Here is a 16697-nt window from a genome sequence, read left to right as displayed (position 1 = left end):
ACACCCATGAAAAAACAAGCATTCAAAAAATGGCTATTTCCAGCAGCAGTCGCTTCACTCGTATTCTTGAGCGCCTGTGGAGGCGGCGCTACGCCAGCAGCAGAGTCAGGCACTGGTGGTGCCAGCAAGGACCCGATCAAGGTCGGCGCTATTTTCTCGCTGACTGGTCCGAACAGTCCGCTCGGCGTACCGGAGAAGCAAGCGGTAGAGCTGTTGGTAAAAGAAATAAACGGAGCAGGCGGAGTGGATGGCCGACCGTTGGAAGTCATTTTTGAAGACGACAAGTCCGACAATACGGAAGCGGTAAAAGCAATCAAAAAGCTCGCTTCGAAAGAAAAGGTCGTAGCTGTACTCGGTTCCTCAGGCAGTGGTCCATCTCTCGGGATGGCTGAATATGCCGCAGCAGAAAAGCTCCCGCTGATCTCGATGGCAGCGGCAGACCAAATCACCAATCCAGTTCGTGCAGGCATCTACAAAACACCGCACACGGACGTACACGGAACGAAGCGGATCTTCAAATATTTGAAGGAAAAAGGCATAACGAAAATTGCTACGCTCAATGACAGCAATCCATACGGAAGTGGCTGGACGACGCAATTGCAAAAATATGCGCCTGAATATGGCATCACGATTGTAGCGGAAGAAAAATACGGTACAAAAGATCCGTCCATGAGCTCCCAATTGACCAAGATCAAAGGGACTGATGCGCAGGCGTTGATTGTGGCAGGTACGAACCCAGGGCCCGCTACGATTGTGAAGGAAGCCAAGCAATTGAACCTCACTATTCCGATCATTAGCAGCCATGGCTCTGCGAACAGCAAATTCCTCGAATTGATTGGAGACGCTGGCGAGGGTGTCTTGATGGTAGCTGGAAAACTGCTCATCCCTGAACAAGTAGCGGCGGATGATCCGCAATCTGCCATCATCAAAAAATTCGTGGATGGCTATCAAGCTGCCTACAATGCACAGCCAGACGGCTTCGCGGGATACGGGTACGACGGCTTGAATTTGCTCGTGGAAGGGTTGAAGCAAGCAGGCGGCGACACATCCAAACTGGGCGAAGTATTGGAAAAGGTGAAATACGTAGGGGTAACCGGAGAATTTAAGTTCACGGCTGATGATCATAACGGTCTGACAGAAGACAGTATGATCATGGTTGAAGTGAAGGATGGAAAGTTCCAGCTCGTTAAATAAGTAAAAGAAGTGAGTTCCCTCCGCGTACTGAAGAAGAATGCGGGGGGAATCGTTGTTTTCATCACAAGGGTAGGGGGATCATGCATGTCTCAATTGCTGAATAGCGTCTTAATGGTTGCACCGATTTTACAAAAGGCATTTTTGTCCGAATGTATGGTAGGAGTCACCGACAAAGAGAAGTTTCTCGCCTACTATCCAGCACAAGGCTTGAACCTGGGGATTCGAGTAGGAGACGAATTGCGCCCGGGGAGTATTAATGCGACGGCGGTAAAAGAGGGCAAGCGGGTAGTGAAGAAGATTTCCAAAGAGCTCTACGGCATTCCTTATATCGCAGTCGGTTATCCGCTTGTTGAAAACGGACAAGTAGTCGGTTGCTTGGCGACAGGCGTGACGACCGATCAAGAGGATCGCTTGCACGGCTTGGCTCAAAATTTGACGGACGCGCTGGAAAATATCGCACAGCACACAGAAAGTCTGGCAAAGGATGCGGACCATTTGGCACAAGCTAGCCACACGCTGAGTGATGCAGCCGGTCAATTAGGGCTGAAAATTACAGAGACGACTCAGATCAACGAATTGATTCGCAATATCTCAACACGCTCGAATGTCCTTGGATTGAATGCCGTCCTTGAAGCGGCACGTGCAGGTGCTGCTGGTCGCGGCTTTTCCGTGGTCGCAGAGGAAATCCGTCAGCTTTCCCAGACGACGGCTACTTCAGCGAAGGGCATTTTCCAACTGTTGGATGAAATGAATGCACTCGTCGGAACGGTTACTGGTGAAATGGAGAAGACGATGAATCACAGCGTACAACAGTCGACGCGAATACAGGAACTGGATGCAGTCATGCAAGAGCTGCGGCATATGGCTGAGCAATTGAAAAAGGCAGCAGATATAACTGGGCACGGAGAATAGGAGAGTCTCCATGTAAGCGTATTGCAAAAACGCATGACGATATGTTATTATTGCGTTATAAAAACGTATTATAATTTTATCATAATGCATATCTGATAAAAGGAGGGCGTTCTCCATGCAAATGAGGCTCGAACATGCCGATCTGACTGAAAACGAAAAGTTGGAAGCGTTTTTAGCGAGAATCGATCGCGGGGAAAAAATAGAGGCAGACGATTGGATGCCAGACGACTATCGCAACCAGTTGATCAAGCTGATTTCGATGCATGGCATCAGTGAGATCATGGGTGCTTTACCGGAAAAAGAATGGGTACCAAAGGCGCCGACACTGCGCAGAAAGCTGGCGATTATGGCCAAGGTCCAGGACGAGATGGGGCATGGTCAATTGCTGCTTCGCGTCGCAGAAGACTTGCTTGAGCCATTAGGCAAGACGCGCGAGGATATCATGAATGATTTGTTTACAAAGAGACTGAAATTTCACAATGTATTCCACATGGAAGCCCCTACCTGGGCTGATGCTGGTGTGATTGGCTGGCTGGTTGACGGAGCGGCTATTATTACGCAATCGATGTCCCTTGATACATCTTATGCACCTTACGCCCGCGCTCTGCATCGGATCTGTGCGGAAGAAAAGTTCCACGCCCAGCACGGAGAGAGCATCGTCTTGGAGTTGGCAGAAGGCACTGATGAACAGCGCCAAATGCTGCAAGATGCCATCCAACGTTGGTGGCCCGCGCTCTTGATGTTTTTCGGACCGCCGGAAAACGGCAACATTACGAGCAATCAGGAAGCCAACATGCGCTACAAGATTCGTACACAGACCAATGAGGAATTGCGCCAAGTATTCCTGAAAAAGTACTTGCCGCGTATTTTCCACCTCGGCTGCACAGTTCCAGACGATACGATTTACTTCGACGAGGCAGAAGACAAATGGGTCTACCAACAGCCTGACTGGGAAGAGTTCAAGCAAATCGTCAAAGGGAACGGACCACGCTCCGCTCACCGTCTGAATCTTCGGGTAATGTCTTATGAGGAAACCAAATGGGTGCGCGATGCGATTATGTCGTACGGCCGACAAGTAGGGTAGGTGAATGTGGATGAGCAACGAAAACTTTTTCATATACGAAGTATTCAGCCAAAAAAGCGTAAATGCTCCGTTCGTCCAACAGTTCAGTTTGTTGGCACCTAATAAAGAAGTCGCATTGAGCATGGCGAGAGAGAATTTCTTGCGCCGTGAGCCTTGTTTTAATTTGTGGGTAGTCAAGCGCGACGATATTTTTGGACTTCCGCCAGAGGAGCGTCCTTTCCTGGAAAGACTCGACAACAAGAGCTATCGGGAGACCAAAGGATACGGCGACTTGCAGTCAAGGTGGCGCCACCATCGTGAGCAGTACGAAGAAAAACAGAAGCATGCAGGCAACGGCAGTTAAGCAGGAGGGATACAATCATGGGCGACCGTTTACATGTAGAAACAGTAGAAGCAGCAAATCAAAACCCGTCATTTGCAAAAGCCTTGACCGACCTGTTGTTCCAGCTTGCTGATGACGATTTTATATTGGCTTATCGTGGATCGGAATGGCTGGGGCTTGCTCCGCATATTGAAGAAGATGTGGCGTTTTCATCAATGTCTCAGGACATGATGGGCCATGCCGTGATGTTCTATGAAATGCTTGAGCAACTAGGAGTAGGCAAAGCAGACGATCTCGCACAGCTACGCGAGGCGAAGGTGTTTTCCAATGCGATCTTGGTAGAGCGTAAAAACGGCGACGGCGATTACAACGATCATCCTCATTACGATTGGGCTTATGCGATTGCTCGCAGCTATGTGTACGGCTTATACAAGCAGGTTCGTTTGGAGGCTCTTACGCAGTCGTCATACGCACCACTTGCGCTGGTCAGCCGCAAAATGATGACAGAGCATCGCTATCATCTGATGCACTGGCAAGTTTGGTTGAAGCAATTGGCGAACAGTACGGCTGATGCGCGTCAGAGGCTGGAGGCAGCCATTGGAGAAGTTTGGAAGGATGCCGGGGAGCTGCCTCAGCTTGGACCAAACCAGAGTGATATCGTTCAATTTGGCCTGATTGCAGAAGAAGAGCAACTGAAACAAAAATGGCTGACATTGACCAAAGACATTTTCGAAAAAGCAGGACTCGACTGGCCGGGTGAGCCAGGAGTGCCACAAGAGCGCGGCCGTCACGGTGAACATACTGCTGATCTGGTGCAAGCTTTGGCTACCTTGTCTGAAGTGTATCGCATTGATCCGGCTGCAGGCTGGTAAAAAGGAGTGATTCTCTCATGGCGCAAGAAGAACTGCAACTGCATGAAGGGCTTGAAGCGACATGCTGGGAACTGCTGCAGCAAGTAACGGATCCCGAAATTCCGGTGATCAGCATGGTGGAGATGGGGATGATTCACAAAGTGCGTATCGAGGCAGACATCGTAAACGTCGAGGTGCTCCCTACCTTTGTCGGCTGTCCGGCACTCGAGATCATGAAGAAGAACATCACAGAAAAGCTGGTGGAGGCAGAAGGAATCAATCAGGTTCAGGTAACGTTCGTCTATGATCCAGCCTGGACATCTGATCGTATCGCCTTGGATGCTCGCGATAAGCTGAAAAGCTTTGGCATCGCGCCGCCACCGCTTGACTTCAAACCGGGGGATACGTGGGAGGTAGCCTGTCCCTACTGTGATTCCCCATATACACAAATTGAGAATCTGTTTGGCCCTGCTGCTTGTCGAAGTATCTTGTATTGCCGGCATTGCAAGAATCCGTTTGAGGCCCTAAAACCAATCTATTGAGAGAGATTGAGAGGAGCGAATGTCATGGGAGAGTACAAGCAAATGTTTATTAATGGAGAATGGGTAACTGCCGAGAGCGGTGAGTCCATTCAGATTACGAATCCTGCTACAGGGGAAGCAGTCGGAACAGTAACCTTCGGTGATGGTCGCGATGCTAACAAGGCTATCGACGCTGCTCATCAGGCATTCGCAAGCTGGTCTCGACTGACCGCTCGCGAGCGCGCCAAATATTTGTACAACTTGTCTGAGCTGGTGAAAAACAATCGGGACGAACTGGCGGGCATCATTTCTGCTGAGATGGGTAAGCCTTTGGGCGAGGCAAAAGGCGAAGTGCTGGGTGCCGCTGATAACTTTGTCTGGTACGCAGAAGAAGCCAAGCGAGTCAACGGAGAAACGATTCCATCCTCGGTTGCGAACAAGCGCATCATGGTGCTGCGTCAACCTGTAGGGGTGGTAGGGGCGATCACCCCGTGGAACTTCCCGGTGAACATGGTTGCACGTAAGATCGCTCCGGCATTGGCTGCCGGTTGCACGGTGGTTTTAAAGCCAGCAGAAAGCACGCCGCTGTCTGCGATTCGCATGTTTGAGCTGATTGAGCAGGCTGGCTTTCCAAAAGGCGTCGTAAACCTCGTCATTGGAAATCCTGAATCGATTGGGAAGGAGTTCATCGACAATCCGAAGCTCTCCAAAATCGGATTTACAGGCTCCACTCGTGTCGGCAAGCTGCTGATGGAGGGCGCGGCAAAGCAAGTGAAGCGCGTCAGCATGGAGCTTGGTGGTCACGCGCCGTTCATCGTATTCCCGGATGCTGATCTGGATGCAGCCGTAAAAGGTCTGTTTGAGAGCAAGTTCCGTAACTCCGGTCAAATGTGCATCTGCACGAACCGTCTGTACGTCCACGAGGATGTCGCAGACGCGTTCACAGAAAAGCTGGTAGAGCGTCTGAAGCGTGCGAAGGTAGGGGATGGTCGCCAGAAAGAGACAGAGATCGGTCCACTGGTGAACGAGCGTGCCCTGAACAAGGTGCTCGAGCATATCGAGGACGCCAAGGACAAAGGCGGGCAAGTGGTATACGGCGGAAATCGTCTGGTTGAAGGTGATTATGCGAAGGGCTTCTATTGCGAACCGACCTTGCTTGCTGGTGTTACATCGGATATGAAAATCTCCTTTGAGGAAACGTTCGGTCCTGTCGTTCCACTCGTGCGTTTTACAGAGGAAGCAGATGTCGTACAGATGGCAAACGACACGCGGTACGGCTTGGCTGCTTATGTGTACACTCGAGATAATCAGCGTTGCTTCCGCATGGCTGAGCTCCTCGAATATGGAATCGTTGGGATCAATGACGGATCGCCTACCCAGACACAAGCGCCGTTTGGCGGTTTCAAGGAAAGTGGAATCGGCCGTGAGGGTGGCCGCTACGGAATGGATGAGTACTTGGAGACGAAGTTCGTTTCCTTTGGACTGTAAGATAAGAAGAGAGGAAGAGTTCAGACAAGATCTGGACTCTTTTTATTTTCATATAGGAAAGCTTTTAAAAGGGAACGGATGAACCAATAGCGCAGGTGAGAAGAAAAAGCACAGGGCTCGTAGACCTTGACAACGCCTACCCAGTCGGAACTTCAAAAAGGAGACCACGCTTGTCGAACACTTCTTCCTTGAGAAACCTCCGCCCGTAGGGTGGCTTTGGCTCGACGGTCCCCTTTTTGAAGTGGAGACGGCCAGTGAATCCTCCTTGCGGGCGTGTCATAGTCGAAGAGAACTGTGCTTTTTCTTCTCCTCCACTATGTTGACTCAAACAAAAAGAGGTCTTCTCTTTTAATATGTCTATTTTGTGAATGGTATTGTTCAACACTTTGTTCATTTTTGTCTACAAAGAAAAAGGGAATCAACGGTATAATGGAGATTGGATCAAGGGCAACATTTAATAGATAAAAATTGGTATTTCATATTGACACAAAACGTACATATGACGACGCCAGCGAGCGAGGTATCGTCCAAGATTTTACATTTGGAAGGGAGGATATAAACATGGGAAATGAACATCAAATGCACGAGATGTCACCGGCTGCCGGATCAGCAACCTTCTCGGATTTATGGAGTCCAGATGTGATGCTTTTGTCGTTGCTCGTGACGACTGTCTACTTTCTCGTAACAGGTCCTATGCATAAACGTTTTGAAAACGCTACACCGGCGACTGGCAAGCAAAGATTGCTTTTTGTGTTGGCAATCGTGTTGTTTTACGCCGCACAAGGAAGCCCTATCAGTTATTACGGCCATCATTACATGTTTAGTTTGCACATGCTCCAACAATCGATCTTGTACTTTGCCCTGCCGCCGCTTATGCTTCTGGCAATGCCTGAATGGCTTTTGGCCAAGATTTTTCGTCCGAAAGCGCTAACGTTCATCCTGAACTCTTTGACACATCCGTTAGTGGCAGCGCTGTTGTTCAACTCACTGTTTTCGTTTTACCATGTTCCGTTTATTTTTGATGCCGTTGCGATCAACCATGAGTGGATGACGTTTTATCATGTCATTCTCGTGATTGCTGCATTTGCGATGTGGTGGCCAATTGTGAGTCCGTTGTCTGATAACAAGCGACAACTGGCCGGATTGAAAAAACTATCGTACGTTTTTGCAAACGGTGTCTTGATAACGCCAGCCTGTGCGCTGATTATTTTTGCCTCGGAACCGCTGTACGCTACGTATATAGCTGCTCCACAGCTATTCCAGAGCCTCGACGCTTTTAACGATCAGCGTCTTGGCGGAATCATTATGAAGCTTGTTCAGGAGCTTGTTTACGGTTGCGTGCTGGCCTATGTCTTCTACCATTGGTACAAGGCAGAGAAGCAGGACGACATGCCGATGGATCAATCTTTCGGTGCTGAAAAGCCGACTTTTTAAATACGCGCGAACAGTAGAAACGCTTGTTGAATGAGGTGGAAAAATGGGGCTCATATTGCCTACGGTAAGTACGGCTTTTATTGTCATTAGCGGAATTCTCGTTGCGATTGGCTGGTATGCCATTGCGAAAAAGCAAGTAGAAAAGCATATGAAGATTATGAAATGGGCTGCGATCTGTGCCACGATCTTCTTTATCACGTATGTTTCCAGAACGGCGTTTATCGGAAACACGCATTTTGGCGGGCCAGACAGCATCAAGCCTATCTATCAGACATTCTTGTTCTTCCACATCATCCTGGCAACGGTCGGCGGTGTGATGGGTCTGATTACACTCAGATACGCTTACACGAAAAACTATGCTTCTCATCGTAAGATCGGTCCTTGGACTTCCATTGTGTGGTTTGTCACCTCGATTACGGGAGCCGCGGTTTATCTGCTGCTGTACTGGATTTATCCAGGGGGCGAAACATCTGGCGTGCTGGATGTAATTTTTGGTAAGTAATCGTTTTCGTAGTTTTTGGGGCAATGGATACAATGTAGGTCGTTTATCCAGTCATGATTCGGATGTTCAGATAGAAGGAAACAGGAGGTACAAAACGTGGACCAGCAAATGACCGTGCAGGAATCACTTGATGCCGATGCTTCTTTGCAGACACAGCCGGTAGGGCCAGCTACCTTTCGGGATTACGTACAACTGACGAAGCCTGGCATTACCCTGTCAAACTTGATGACCACTTTTGCTGCTTTATGGTTAGCGTCCTACGGTTATCCGAACTGGAAACTGGCTCTATTCACCATGCTAGGAACCGCTTTGGTCATTATGTCGGGTGCAGCTTTAAACAATTTCTACGACCGTGATCTGGACAAAAAAATGAAGCGGACGCAAAATCGTGCGGTAGCGACCGGAAGAATTTCTGCGCGTAACGCGATCCTTTTAGGGATTGGCCTGCTGTTGGCAGGGGTTACTGTGTTGGCTGTCTATGCGAATCCCTTGGCGGCGGTTTGGGGATTGATCGGTCACATTTTTTATGTGCTGATTTACACGCCGCTGAAACGAGTGACCACTCTCAATACGGTGATTGGCGGTATTTCAGGTGCAGCTCCTCCGGTGATTGGGTGGGTAGCGGTAACAGGCACCATGGACATGACTGCTTGGCTGTTGTTCCTGGTTTTGTTCTTGTGGCAGCCTCCCCATTTTTTGGCGTTGGCCATGCTGAAAACAGAAGAATACCGTGCAGGAAATCTGCCGATGCTACCGGTAGTAAAAGGCTTTGCCGAGACCAAGCGACAAATGATGCTGTGGGGTTCAGTGTTGTTCCCGGCTTCTTTGCTGCTGTTTGTCCATGCTAGCCTAGGCTATGTGTATTTACTCATCATGGGCGTGATGGGGATTGTGTACATGATTCTGCTTTTCCAAGGGTTCAAAACCAAGGATGATCTCACGTGGGCACGCAAACTGTTCGGTTTTTCCATCCTTTATTTAACCGTGTTTTGTGCAGCGATCGTCATTAGTACCATGGTCAACTATTATTGACACGAAACACTCACTAAATGTTCACGGAACATCCCTTGCTTAGCAGGGGATGTTTCATTATCGTAAAAGAGGACATAGAACGAGGTGTTGTTTGATCCTCACAAGAAACAGGGTGAATTACTATGGAAAAATGGCTGAAGCCGTTAGCTTTTCTTGCTACCTTGATTATGTTTATCGTGATGGTAGCCGGTTCGCTTGTTACAAAGACAGATTCAGCACTCGGCTGTGGAAATGACTGGCCGCTGTGCAACGGTAAATGGGTTCCGGAATATACATTGGCATCCATTATTGAATATTCTCATCGCCTGATTACAGGTGTTGCCGGTATTGTTGTCGTGATTTTCTCTGTACTTTGCTGGCGCTATTACAAAGGCAACCAAGAAGTTCGCAATCTCGCTATTTTTGGTTTGTTTTTCATCGTAGTGGAATCCATTCTCGGTGCTTCTGCCGTTATTTGGCCACAGTCCTCATCTGTTTTGGCTCTGCACTTCGGATTCTCCTTACTTGCTTATTCAGGCGTATTCTTGTTGAGTGTATTCGTTTATCAGCGGGAAAAAACGCAAAGCTTGGTGAAAACGACCGTCTCAAAAGGCTTCCGCAACTGGATGTGGTTCGTCGCTACTTATACGTACGCTGTTGTTTATCTCGGAGCGTATGTCAGACATACGGGTTCGAGTATGGCATGCAGTGACTGGCCACTGTGTCAAGGACAGGTCATCCCAGAGTTGTACGGACAGACCGGTATTCATTTTGCCCACAGAATCGCTGCGTTGGTGTTGGGATTCTTGTTGTTGGGGACAATGATTTACTGCATACGTCATTTCAAGGAAAAACGGCGTGACTTGTACGGTGCAAGTATCCTGAGCTTTATTCTTTGCATCGCGCAGGTGTTCAGCGGCGGCTTCGTGATTATTTACAAGCTTCACCTGTACGCTACGCTGACTCACTCGATGATTATCACGATTTTGTTCGGGATCATTTGCTACATGTGTTTGCAGACATTGAAGTCACCGACAAATGAAAAGCTGAGAAGATAAAAGGAAAAGCTGCGCTCCTGATTCGTGGAGAGCAGCTTTGTTTTATTTGATGTGGCTGTGGTGGGGGGAAGAAGTGCATTTCCAGTCTGCGCTTCGGCCTACGCCCCACAAGGGGGGATTCACTGTCCGCTAAGAAATAAATGGCGGGAGCGCTTCAAACGTTGAAGTTTCGAGGAAGGATCTCATAAGTGAAGCTGAAATTCCCCGCCATTTATTTCTTAGCTGGGGAGGGCTCCAGAGGCGCTTGGACTGGAAATGCACTTCTTCCTACGCGACTTTTAATTAAACATCTTGTGAGTAAATTCAAGAAGCTTCTTGTCATACTTTCACAATGATGTAAAAGCATCGGCTCAGATACACAGCCGTTGGGAAGTCCTGTCACATGTTCGGAAGGAGACCGCTCGAACGCAGAGGGGAAAAAGGCGACTAGAGAACATGTGGCAGGGCTTCGACCCCACCACAACCGATAGAGGACAGCGAATAAACAGACCGTCAGGCTATTGCCCAGACGGTTTTTCAACATTCAAAGGTACAAAAACACCATTTTCCCAACGATACATTTGCAAAGAAGTATCAAGTTTGCCCGGAAGTGGTTCACCTGTATCCGGGTTTAGCTCCTGCTGTGTTTGCCAGTGGTAGAGCAAAGGTTTTTCAGTGTCGTCATGAAGGATTTGATAACTGCCAACAGTCCGGAAAAGTTGACCACCTGGTATGGAAACCGTTTCCCGCAGCAGCCCTTCCCATGCTTTGACCAGACGCCCTTTGTCCAGATACCATAGATTCACCTCGTAGATACATATGCCTGATCCGCCAGTATGATGGACGGTTTCAAAGACTCGTTTTTCTGCAAGCAAACGCAGTTCAGCGTCGTCGTCTTTGTCGATCTCGGAGTGATTCACTTCACGCGTATAGTCCCAATGATCCAATTGCAGGCGTGGTGGATTCCATTCCTCTTCCGCGATGAGGGCATACGTACGATCAGGCTTTTGATCCAAAACGTAAAAATTCCCGATATGTACGCTGCCATTATGCTTGGCGACAATTTCTAGTTCCGGATCATCATCCAGATTGACGAGTTGAAAATCAAAGTAGTCGGAAACAACTGGATTTTTGGCTTGCTTGTTAATCCAATCCATTACTTGGGTCTTGGTGGGCTCTCTGGAGGCAAGGGAAGAGGGGGCAGTGAGGACGAGACTGGAGACGGCAAGTCCTACTGTCAGGGTGAGCAACAGGCGGGAATTACGCAACGGTAACAAGCTCCTTTCCGGGTTGAGATCGATCAATCGCGATCTGTTCAGTTGGAAGACGAGCAGTCAGGAGCAAAAGTTACGAGAAAAGTGGAGTAAATTTCAACCGCGAACAGCGCTGTCTTTTGTTACAATGAAAAGCAAACACATGATCGTGGAGAGTGATAGTAATTATGCGGATATTACATACAGCCGACTGGCATTTCGGGCGGCAACTGGAAGGGCGGGACCGCCGGATTGAGCAAGCGGCGTTTGTGGACGAGCTCTGTCACATCGCTGATGAGCGGGAAGTGGATTTGGTGCTCATTGCCGGGGATGTGTACGATTCGGTCAATCCGCCGGCTTGGGCGGAAGAGCTTTTTTATGATGCATTGGAGCGCTTGTCTTCGGAAGGCAGGCGAGGAGTTGTCGTGATTGCGGGGAACCATGACCAGCCTGAGCGGGTGCGAGCAGCAGCGCCGCTTGCTACAAAGCATGGGATCGTTTTGTTGGGCTTGCCAAAGGAAGCACCATTGCTGACACAAGAAGTATCGTCTGATCGCGTGCAAATTGTGCAGGGAGGCCCATCTTGGCTGGAGATGAAGATTCCCGGCTGCGCTGCGAATGCGGTAGTTTTGGCCTTGCCTTATCCTTCTGAATCGCGATTAAAAGAGCTGTTGAGCGAAAGCTTTACCCAGGAGCAGATGCAGCTTGCTTTTTCCGAGCGCATTGCACAACTGCTTGCTGATCTGTCTGTTCATTTTCGTGAGGATACGGTCAACCTGGTCACGAGCCACTTGTTTGTCATGGGCGGTAAGGAAACAGATTCTGAGCGTCCGATTCAAATTGGGGGAGCACTGACTGTATCGCCGCAGGCTTTTCCGAAGAACGCTGATTATGTGGCGCTCGGTCATCTCCATCGACTGCAAAAGCTCAGTGACAAGCCGTTGGTGCGTTACAGCGGCTCACCGATTTCGTACAGCTTTTCCGAAGCAGGACAGAGCAAGGCAGTCGTACTGGTTGAGGTGGAGCCAGGGCAAGAAGTACGTGAGGAGATCATTTATTTGACGAGCGCACGGCCATTGGCACGTTGGAGGGCGACGGAGGGAATCGAGCAAGTCGAGCGCTGGTTGGAAGAGGGACGCGATGCAGGGGCGTGGATTGACTTGGAGCTTCATGTGTCTGGCGTGATCGACCCGGCAGAATTTCAGCGTGTTCGCAAGCTTTCGGATGATTTCTTGAAAATACAGCGTGTTGTCGTGAGGGAAGAGCGTGAGGAGGAAGAGGAACAGCGGGTTGAGCTGACAGAGCTTTCGTCCGATCAATTGTTCAAACGCTTTTATGAACGGAGGCGGGGAGCAGAGCCGGATGAGCAACTGGTGGCCTTGTTCCAGCGTCTATTGGCAGAAACAGGAGGAGAGGGGGAAGAAGAGTGAGACCGATACGATTGAAGCTGGCAGGGATGCACAGCTATCGAGAAATGCAAGAGGTCGATTTCGAAATGCTGTGTCAGGCGGGACTATTTGGGATATTCGGCCCGACTGGAAGCGGGAAATCGACGATCTTGGACGCGATCACGCTTGCGTTGTACGGGCAGGTTGTCCGGCTGGGCGGAGGTAATCACCCGAAAGAAGTGCTGAACCAACTGGAGCAGCGCGTATTCGTTTCCTTTACCTTTGAGCTGGGAACTGGCGATGAGCGCAAGCAATATACAGTGGAACGGGAATTTGGCTTAGATAAAAAGGGGAACAAGCGACAGCCGGAAGTGAGGCTGATTCAGTCGGGAGCCTTGACCGGAGAGCCGGATGTTGTATTGGAGTCCAAAGCTACGTCCGCGACAGCCGCGATTGAGGCACTGATTGGTCTCACTTTGCAGGACTTTACCCGGGCGGTCGTTTTGCCACAGGGTCAATTTTCCCGCTTCTTGACGCTGAAGGGCAGTGAGCGCAATGAAATGCTGCAACGGATGTTCCGCCTACATATTTATGGGGAAAAGCTGAGTGAGCGCGTACGGCACGCTTTGGAGCAGGTTAAGGAACAGATGCATCGCTTGCAACTGGAGAGTGCAGCTCTGGGTGAAGCAGGTCCGGAAGCCTTGGAGCTGGCGAGACAAACGTGGGAGGAAGCTGCGCAAAAAGAGCAGGAATTCACCCAGCAAAAACAGGAGCTGGCAGGGAAGCTCAAGGAGCTGGAGCAGCTTAACCAGTGGCATCAGGAGCTCGTGCAAGTTCAGGCGCAACTACAGCAGCAGGAAGCAAATGAAGCGGAAATGACAGCCCTAACGGCGAAGATTCGCGAATGGGAGTCGAGTATTCGACTGTGGCCATTACTCCAGCAATATGAGCGTTTGGATCAGGAATGGCATGAGACCGGTACGGCATTGGAACGCAGCCGCGAACAACAGGAGAGTGCTCGTTTGGCCGTAGATGAGGCAGAGCAAGCGTATCAGAAGGTCCATGCCGAGTTGGCTGTACAGGAGCCGTTACTGATTCAGCAAAAGGGCAGACTGGTACAGGCGCAGGAGTGGGAAGAGGAGCTAAAGGCGATCCGGGAAGAGTGGACAGGTCTGGAGCGAGAGTGGAATGAAGTGTCAGTCGCCTTGACCAACATAGAACAACAGTTGGAAAAGGATGAAGCAGACTTAAAAAACTGGGAGCTTGCGTGGGCGGATCTGCAAGAACAGATGAAGCAAGTCACGATCTCTCCTGAATGGCGAGCACAAATAGCGACAGCCAGAGAAGCGAAGCAGCAGTGGGAGCGGGACCATGCCAAGGTACGTGAGCTGGAAAAAGAACAACTCGCAGCACAGGAGCACATTCAGGCGGCAACGCATACTGCCGATGAGCACAAGCGCAACTGGGAAGCGTGCGCGAATCGCTTGGCACAAAAAAGAGAAGCACTGGCAGCACCAGCCGACTCGGCATTGATGAGCGAAGCAGAATGGGAGAAAGCAAGGAATGTACTGGCAGATATGAAGCAGATAGGTCGCCAGTGGCGGGAGGTATTACAGGCTTTCTCATCATGGCAGGAGAAGTCGCAGCACATCGTCCAGGAGCGTAAGCAATTGGATGAGCGCAATCAAGAGCTGACTCGGGCAGTAGAGGCAAGCGAAGCACTTGTGAAGAGTCAACTGGCCCAACGAGATGAGCTGCGCCAGGAATGGGAACGCTGGCAGCAGGAGAATATGGCGCGATTTTTGCGCGAACGTTTAGAGGAAGGCAAGGAGTGTCCGGTATGTGGTTCCGAAAACCACCCACACGGCCACCAGAACCATACAAAAGCGTCTGAAGCAGGGACGGAGGGTGACGCGCTTCGTGCCCGGATCAAAGCGTCAGAAGAGGCTTTGCGTACGGCTGAACAAGAAGCAGGCAAGAACAAGGAAGCTTGGTTGGCAGCAAAGGGAGCGCTTGCTGCTTTTGATGAGCGCCTAGCGAGTGTAAAGGCTGAACAGGAACAGTTGGAAGCGCGCTTGGAAGCGATCAAGGAAGAGTGCCGCGGGTACGGACAGCCTTGGGTCGTAGATTCTTTTGAAGAGCTACTCGCCGTCTATCAGCGCGAGGAAAAAGAACTGATCGCCAAGCAAGTGGAAAGAGAGCGACTAAAAGCAGAGCGTGAGCAATTGCAGCAGCAGTTGGAGGCCTTGCGTGAGGAAGAAGCGGAAAAGAAACGCTTGATGGAGCGGAGCACGCTGTTGCTCGAGCAGGCACAGAAGGCAATCGATGAGATTAAAGCGCGCATGGACGCTGCTTTCACGCAAGAAAAGCAATCCAGAGAAGAGCTGGACGTGAAGCGCAATGAGCTTCCCATCGAGGAAATCGAACAGCGGTACGAAGAAATCGGAAAATCAGATCGCCGTTTGGCAGAACTTCAGCAGGTACGATCAGAGAAAGAAACGCTACGCGGAAAGCTGACGATGCAAGTAGAAGCCGCCAAGTCGCGCAAGGTAGAGGGCAAATCACGGGAAGCGGCGCTGAAGGAAAAGCTGGAAGATAGAAAGCGCATGTGGGAACAAAAGCATGCCCAATGGCTGGAGCGCACGGGAGGACTTACTGCGCAGGAGTGTTTGATGCGGGTAGAGGATTCTCTCCTCGGTTTGCGTCAAGCAGTCACGCTGGCAGAGACTAAGCGAAAAGAAACCGCCGAGGCGCGAGAAACGGTGCAAAACAATCTGGTCAAGTATTCAGAGACGCTGGCCATCCTTACACGGCAACGCACGGAAGCTCACGAGACATTGTACCAGGGCTTGCAGGAAACAGGTCTCGGTACTGTCGAGTATGTTCGGGAAAGGTACGCAGAGCGTGAGCAATTGCCGCAGGCACGGGAACAAGTCGAGGCTTACACGCGAATCGCAGGGCAGCTTCGTTATGAGGAAGAAAGGTTGCAGCAAGCAGTAGCAGGCCGTTCGTTTACGCAGGAAGAGCTCACCACCGCTAAAGAGGCGTGGGAACAATGGGAGCAAGCCTTCCAGGAAGCGCAAAAGCAAGTCGCTGTCGCCAAAGAGCACGTGGATCGCATGGGAAAAAACCATGACAAATGGCAAGAGCTTCATAAAGAGATGGTCCAGCAGCAGGATGAGCAGAGCCGCTTGGAAGAGTTGAAAAAATTATTCGAAGCCAAGGCGTTTGTCCAATTCATTGCGGAGGAAAAACTGGTATCAATCGCCAGAGACGCTTCCTATCACCTGAAGCGGATGACCGCCAACCGTTACGGGCTGGAAATCGGCGACGAGGGCGAATTTGTTTTGCGGGATGAGGGAGCTGGAGGAATGCGCCGTCCAGTAAGCACATTGTCTGGCGGGGAAACATTCCTGACCTCCTTGTCGCTGGCTCTTGCCCTGTCGATGGAGATTCAAATGCGTGGCGGGCGCCTGGAGTTTTTTTTCCTGGACGAAGGCTTTGGGACACTCGATCCGGAGCTTTTGGAAGTCGTTATGGATGCGCTTGAGCGACTGCGCATGGACGATTTTACCATCGGAGTCATTAGCCACGTCCCGGAAATACGTGTGCGCATGCCGCGTCGTCTGGTCGTGACACCTGCAGAACCGATGGGAAAAGGCAGCATGCTGCATCTGGAAATGGAGTAGGGAAGGGGAAA

General features: G+C 50.3%; 14 protein-coding genes. 13 read left to right on the top strand and 1 reads right to left on the bottom strand.

The genetic code is table 11. From position 1 onward, the window contains the following. Positions 1 to 6 precede the first annotated feature (6 nt). The 11 genes from ASG16_RS08855 (at position 7) to ASG16_RS08800 (ending at position 10377) form a co-directional block, all read left to right on the top strand. Complete coding sequence (locus ASG16_RS08855) at positions 7 to 1194, top strand: ABC transporter substrate-binding protein (RefSeq protein WP_056492244.1); 1188 nt, start codon at positions 7 to 9, stop codon at positions 1192 to 1194. Positions 1195 to 1278: 84 nt separating this feature from the next. After that, the gene (locus tag ASG16_RS08850) at positions 1279 to 2106 is read left to right on the top strand and encodes a methyl-accepting chemotaxis protein (RefSeq protein WP_056492241.1); all 828 of its coding nucleotides are present in this window, start codon (positions 1279 to 1281) and stop codon (positions 2104 to 2106) included. Between the two features lie 115 nt (positions 2107 to 2221). Continuing rightward, positions 2222 to 3190 carry a 1,2-phenylacetyl-CoA epoxidase subunit PaaA gene (paaA, locus tag ASG16_RS08845; protein WP_056492238.1) on the top strand — a complete coding sequence of 323 codons (969 nt, stop codon included), beginning with the start codon at positions 2222 to 2224 and terminating at the stop codon, positions 3188 to 3190. Between the two features lie 10 nt (positions 3191 to 3200). Beyond that, on the top strand, positions 3201 to 3533 hold the full coding sequence (gene paaB / locus ASG16_RS08840; protein WP_015893218.1) for a 1,2-phenylacetyl-CoA epoxidase subunit PaaB: 333 nt from the start codon (positions 3201 to 3203) through the stop codon (positions 3531 to 3533). Positions 3534 to 3550: 17 nt separating this feature from the next. Next, complete coding sequence (gene paaC / locus ASG16_RS08835; protein WP_056492235.1) at positions 3551 to 4384, top strand: 1,2-phenylacetyl-CoA epoxidase subunit PaaC; 834 nt, start codon at positions 3551 to 3553, stop codon at positions 4382 to 4384. A 17-nt stretch (positions 4385 to 4401) separates the two neighbouring features. Then, positions 4402 to 4905, top strand: a complete 504-nt coding sequence (gene paaD / locus ASG16_RS08830; protein ID WP_056492232.1) for a 1,2-phenylacetyl-CoA epoxidase subunit PaaD — start codon at positions 4402 to 4404, stop codon at positions 4903 to 4905. Positions 4906 to 4929: 24 nt separating this feature from the next. After that, the gene (locus ASG16_RS08825; RefSeq protein WP_056492229.1) at positions 4930 to 6372 is read left to right on the top strand and encodes an NAD-dependent succinate-semialdehyde dehydrogenase; all 1443 of its coding nucleotides are present in this window, start codon (positions 4930 to 4932) and stop codon (positions 6370 to 6372) included. Between the two features lie 561 nt (positions 6373 to 6933). Further along, on the top strand, positions 6934 to 7806 hold the full coding sequence (locus ASG16_RS08815) for a cytochrome c oxidase assembly protein (protein ID WP_056492223.1): 873 nt from the start codon (positions 6934 to 6936) through the stop codon (positions 7804 to 7806). A gap of 43 nt (positions 7807 to 7849) precedes the next feature. Continuing rightward, positions 7850 to 8308 carry a DUF420 domain-containing protein gene (locus tag ASG16_RS08810; protein WP_048034700.1) on the top strand — a complete coding sequence of 153 codons (459 nt, stop codon included), beginning with the start codon at positions 7850 to 7852 and terminating at the stop codon, positions 8306 to 8308. Positions 8309 to 8404: 96 nt separating this feature from the next. Beyond that, on the top strand, positions 8405 to 9340 hold the full coding sequence (gene cyoE / locus ASG16_RS08805) for a heme o synthase (protein ID WP_056492220.1): 936 nt from the start codon (positions 8405 to 8407) through the stop codon (positions 9338 to 9340). A gap of 122 nt (positions 9341 to 9462) precedes the next feature. Then, a complete protein-coding gene (locus ASG16_RS08800) occupies positions 9463 to 10377 on the top strand; it encodes a COX15/CtaA family protein (protein ID WP_056492217.1) in 915 nt (304 codons plus the stop codon). Positions 10378 to 10874: 497 nt separating this feature from the next. Here ASG16_RS08800 and ASG16_RS08795 read toward each other — a convergent pair whose 3' ends face one another. Beyond that, complete coding sequence (locus ASG16_RS08795; RefSeq protein WP_056492214.1) at positions 10875 to 11624, bottom strand: hypothetical protein; 750 nt, start codon at positions 11622 to 11624, stop codon at positions 10875 to 10877. Between the two features lie 173 nt (positions 11625 to 11797). On the opposite strand from ASG16_RS08795, the gene ASG16_RS08790 reads away from it, so the two are divergent. Together ASG16_RS08790 and ASG16_RS08785 are read left to right on the top strand one after the other, a co-directional pair. Further along, positions 11798 to 13039: an exonuclease SbcCD subunit D gene (locus tag ASG16_RS08790; protein ID WP_056492211.1), complete on the top strand. Its 1242-nt coding sequence runs from the start codon at positions 11798 to 11800 to the stop codon at positions 13037 to 13039. Then, on the top strand, positions 13036 to 16686 hold the full coding sequence (locus tag ASG16_RS08785) for an AAA family ATPase (protein ID WP_056492208.1): 3651 nt from the start codon (positions 13036 to 13038) through the stop codon (positions 16684 to 16686). The genes ASG16_RS08790 and ASG16_RS08785 overlap by 4 nt, the downstream gene beginning before the upstream one ends. Positions 16687 to 16697 lie beyond the last annotated feature (11 nt).

The organism is Brevibacillus sp. Leaf182 (genome assembly GCF_001423865.2).
GTDB lineage: Bacteria > Bacillota > Bacilli > Brevibacillales > Brevibacillaceae > Brevibacillus > Brevibacillus brevis_C.
The sequence above is the reverse complement of the archived record's forward strand: the minus strand, read 5'-3'. Positions and strand labels throughout refer to the sequence as shown.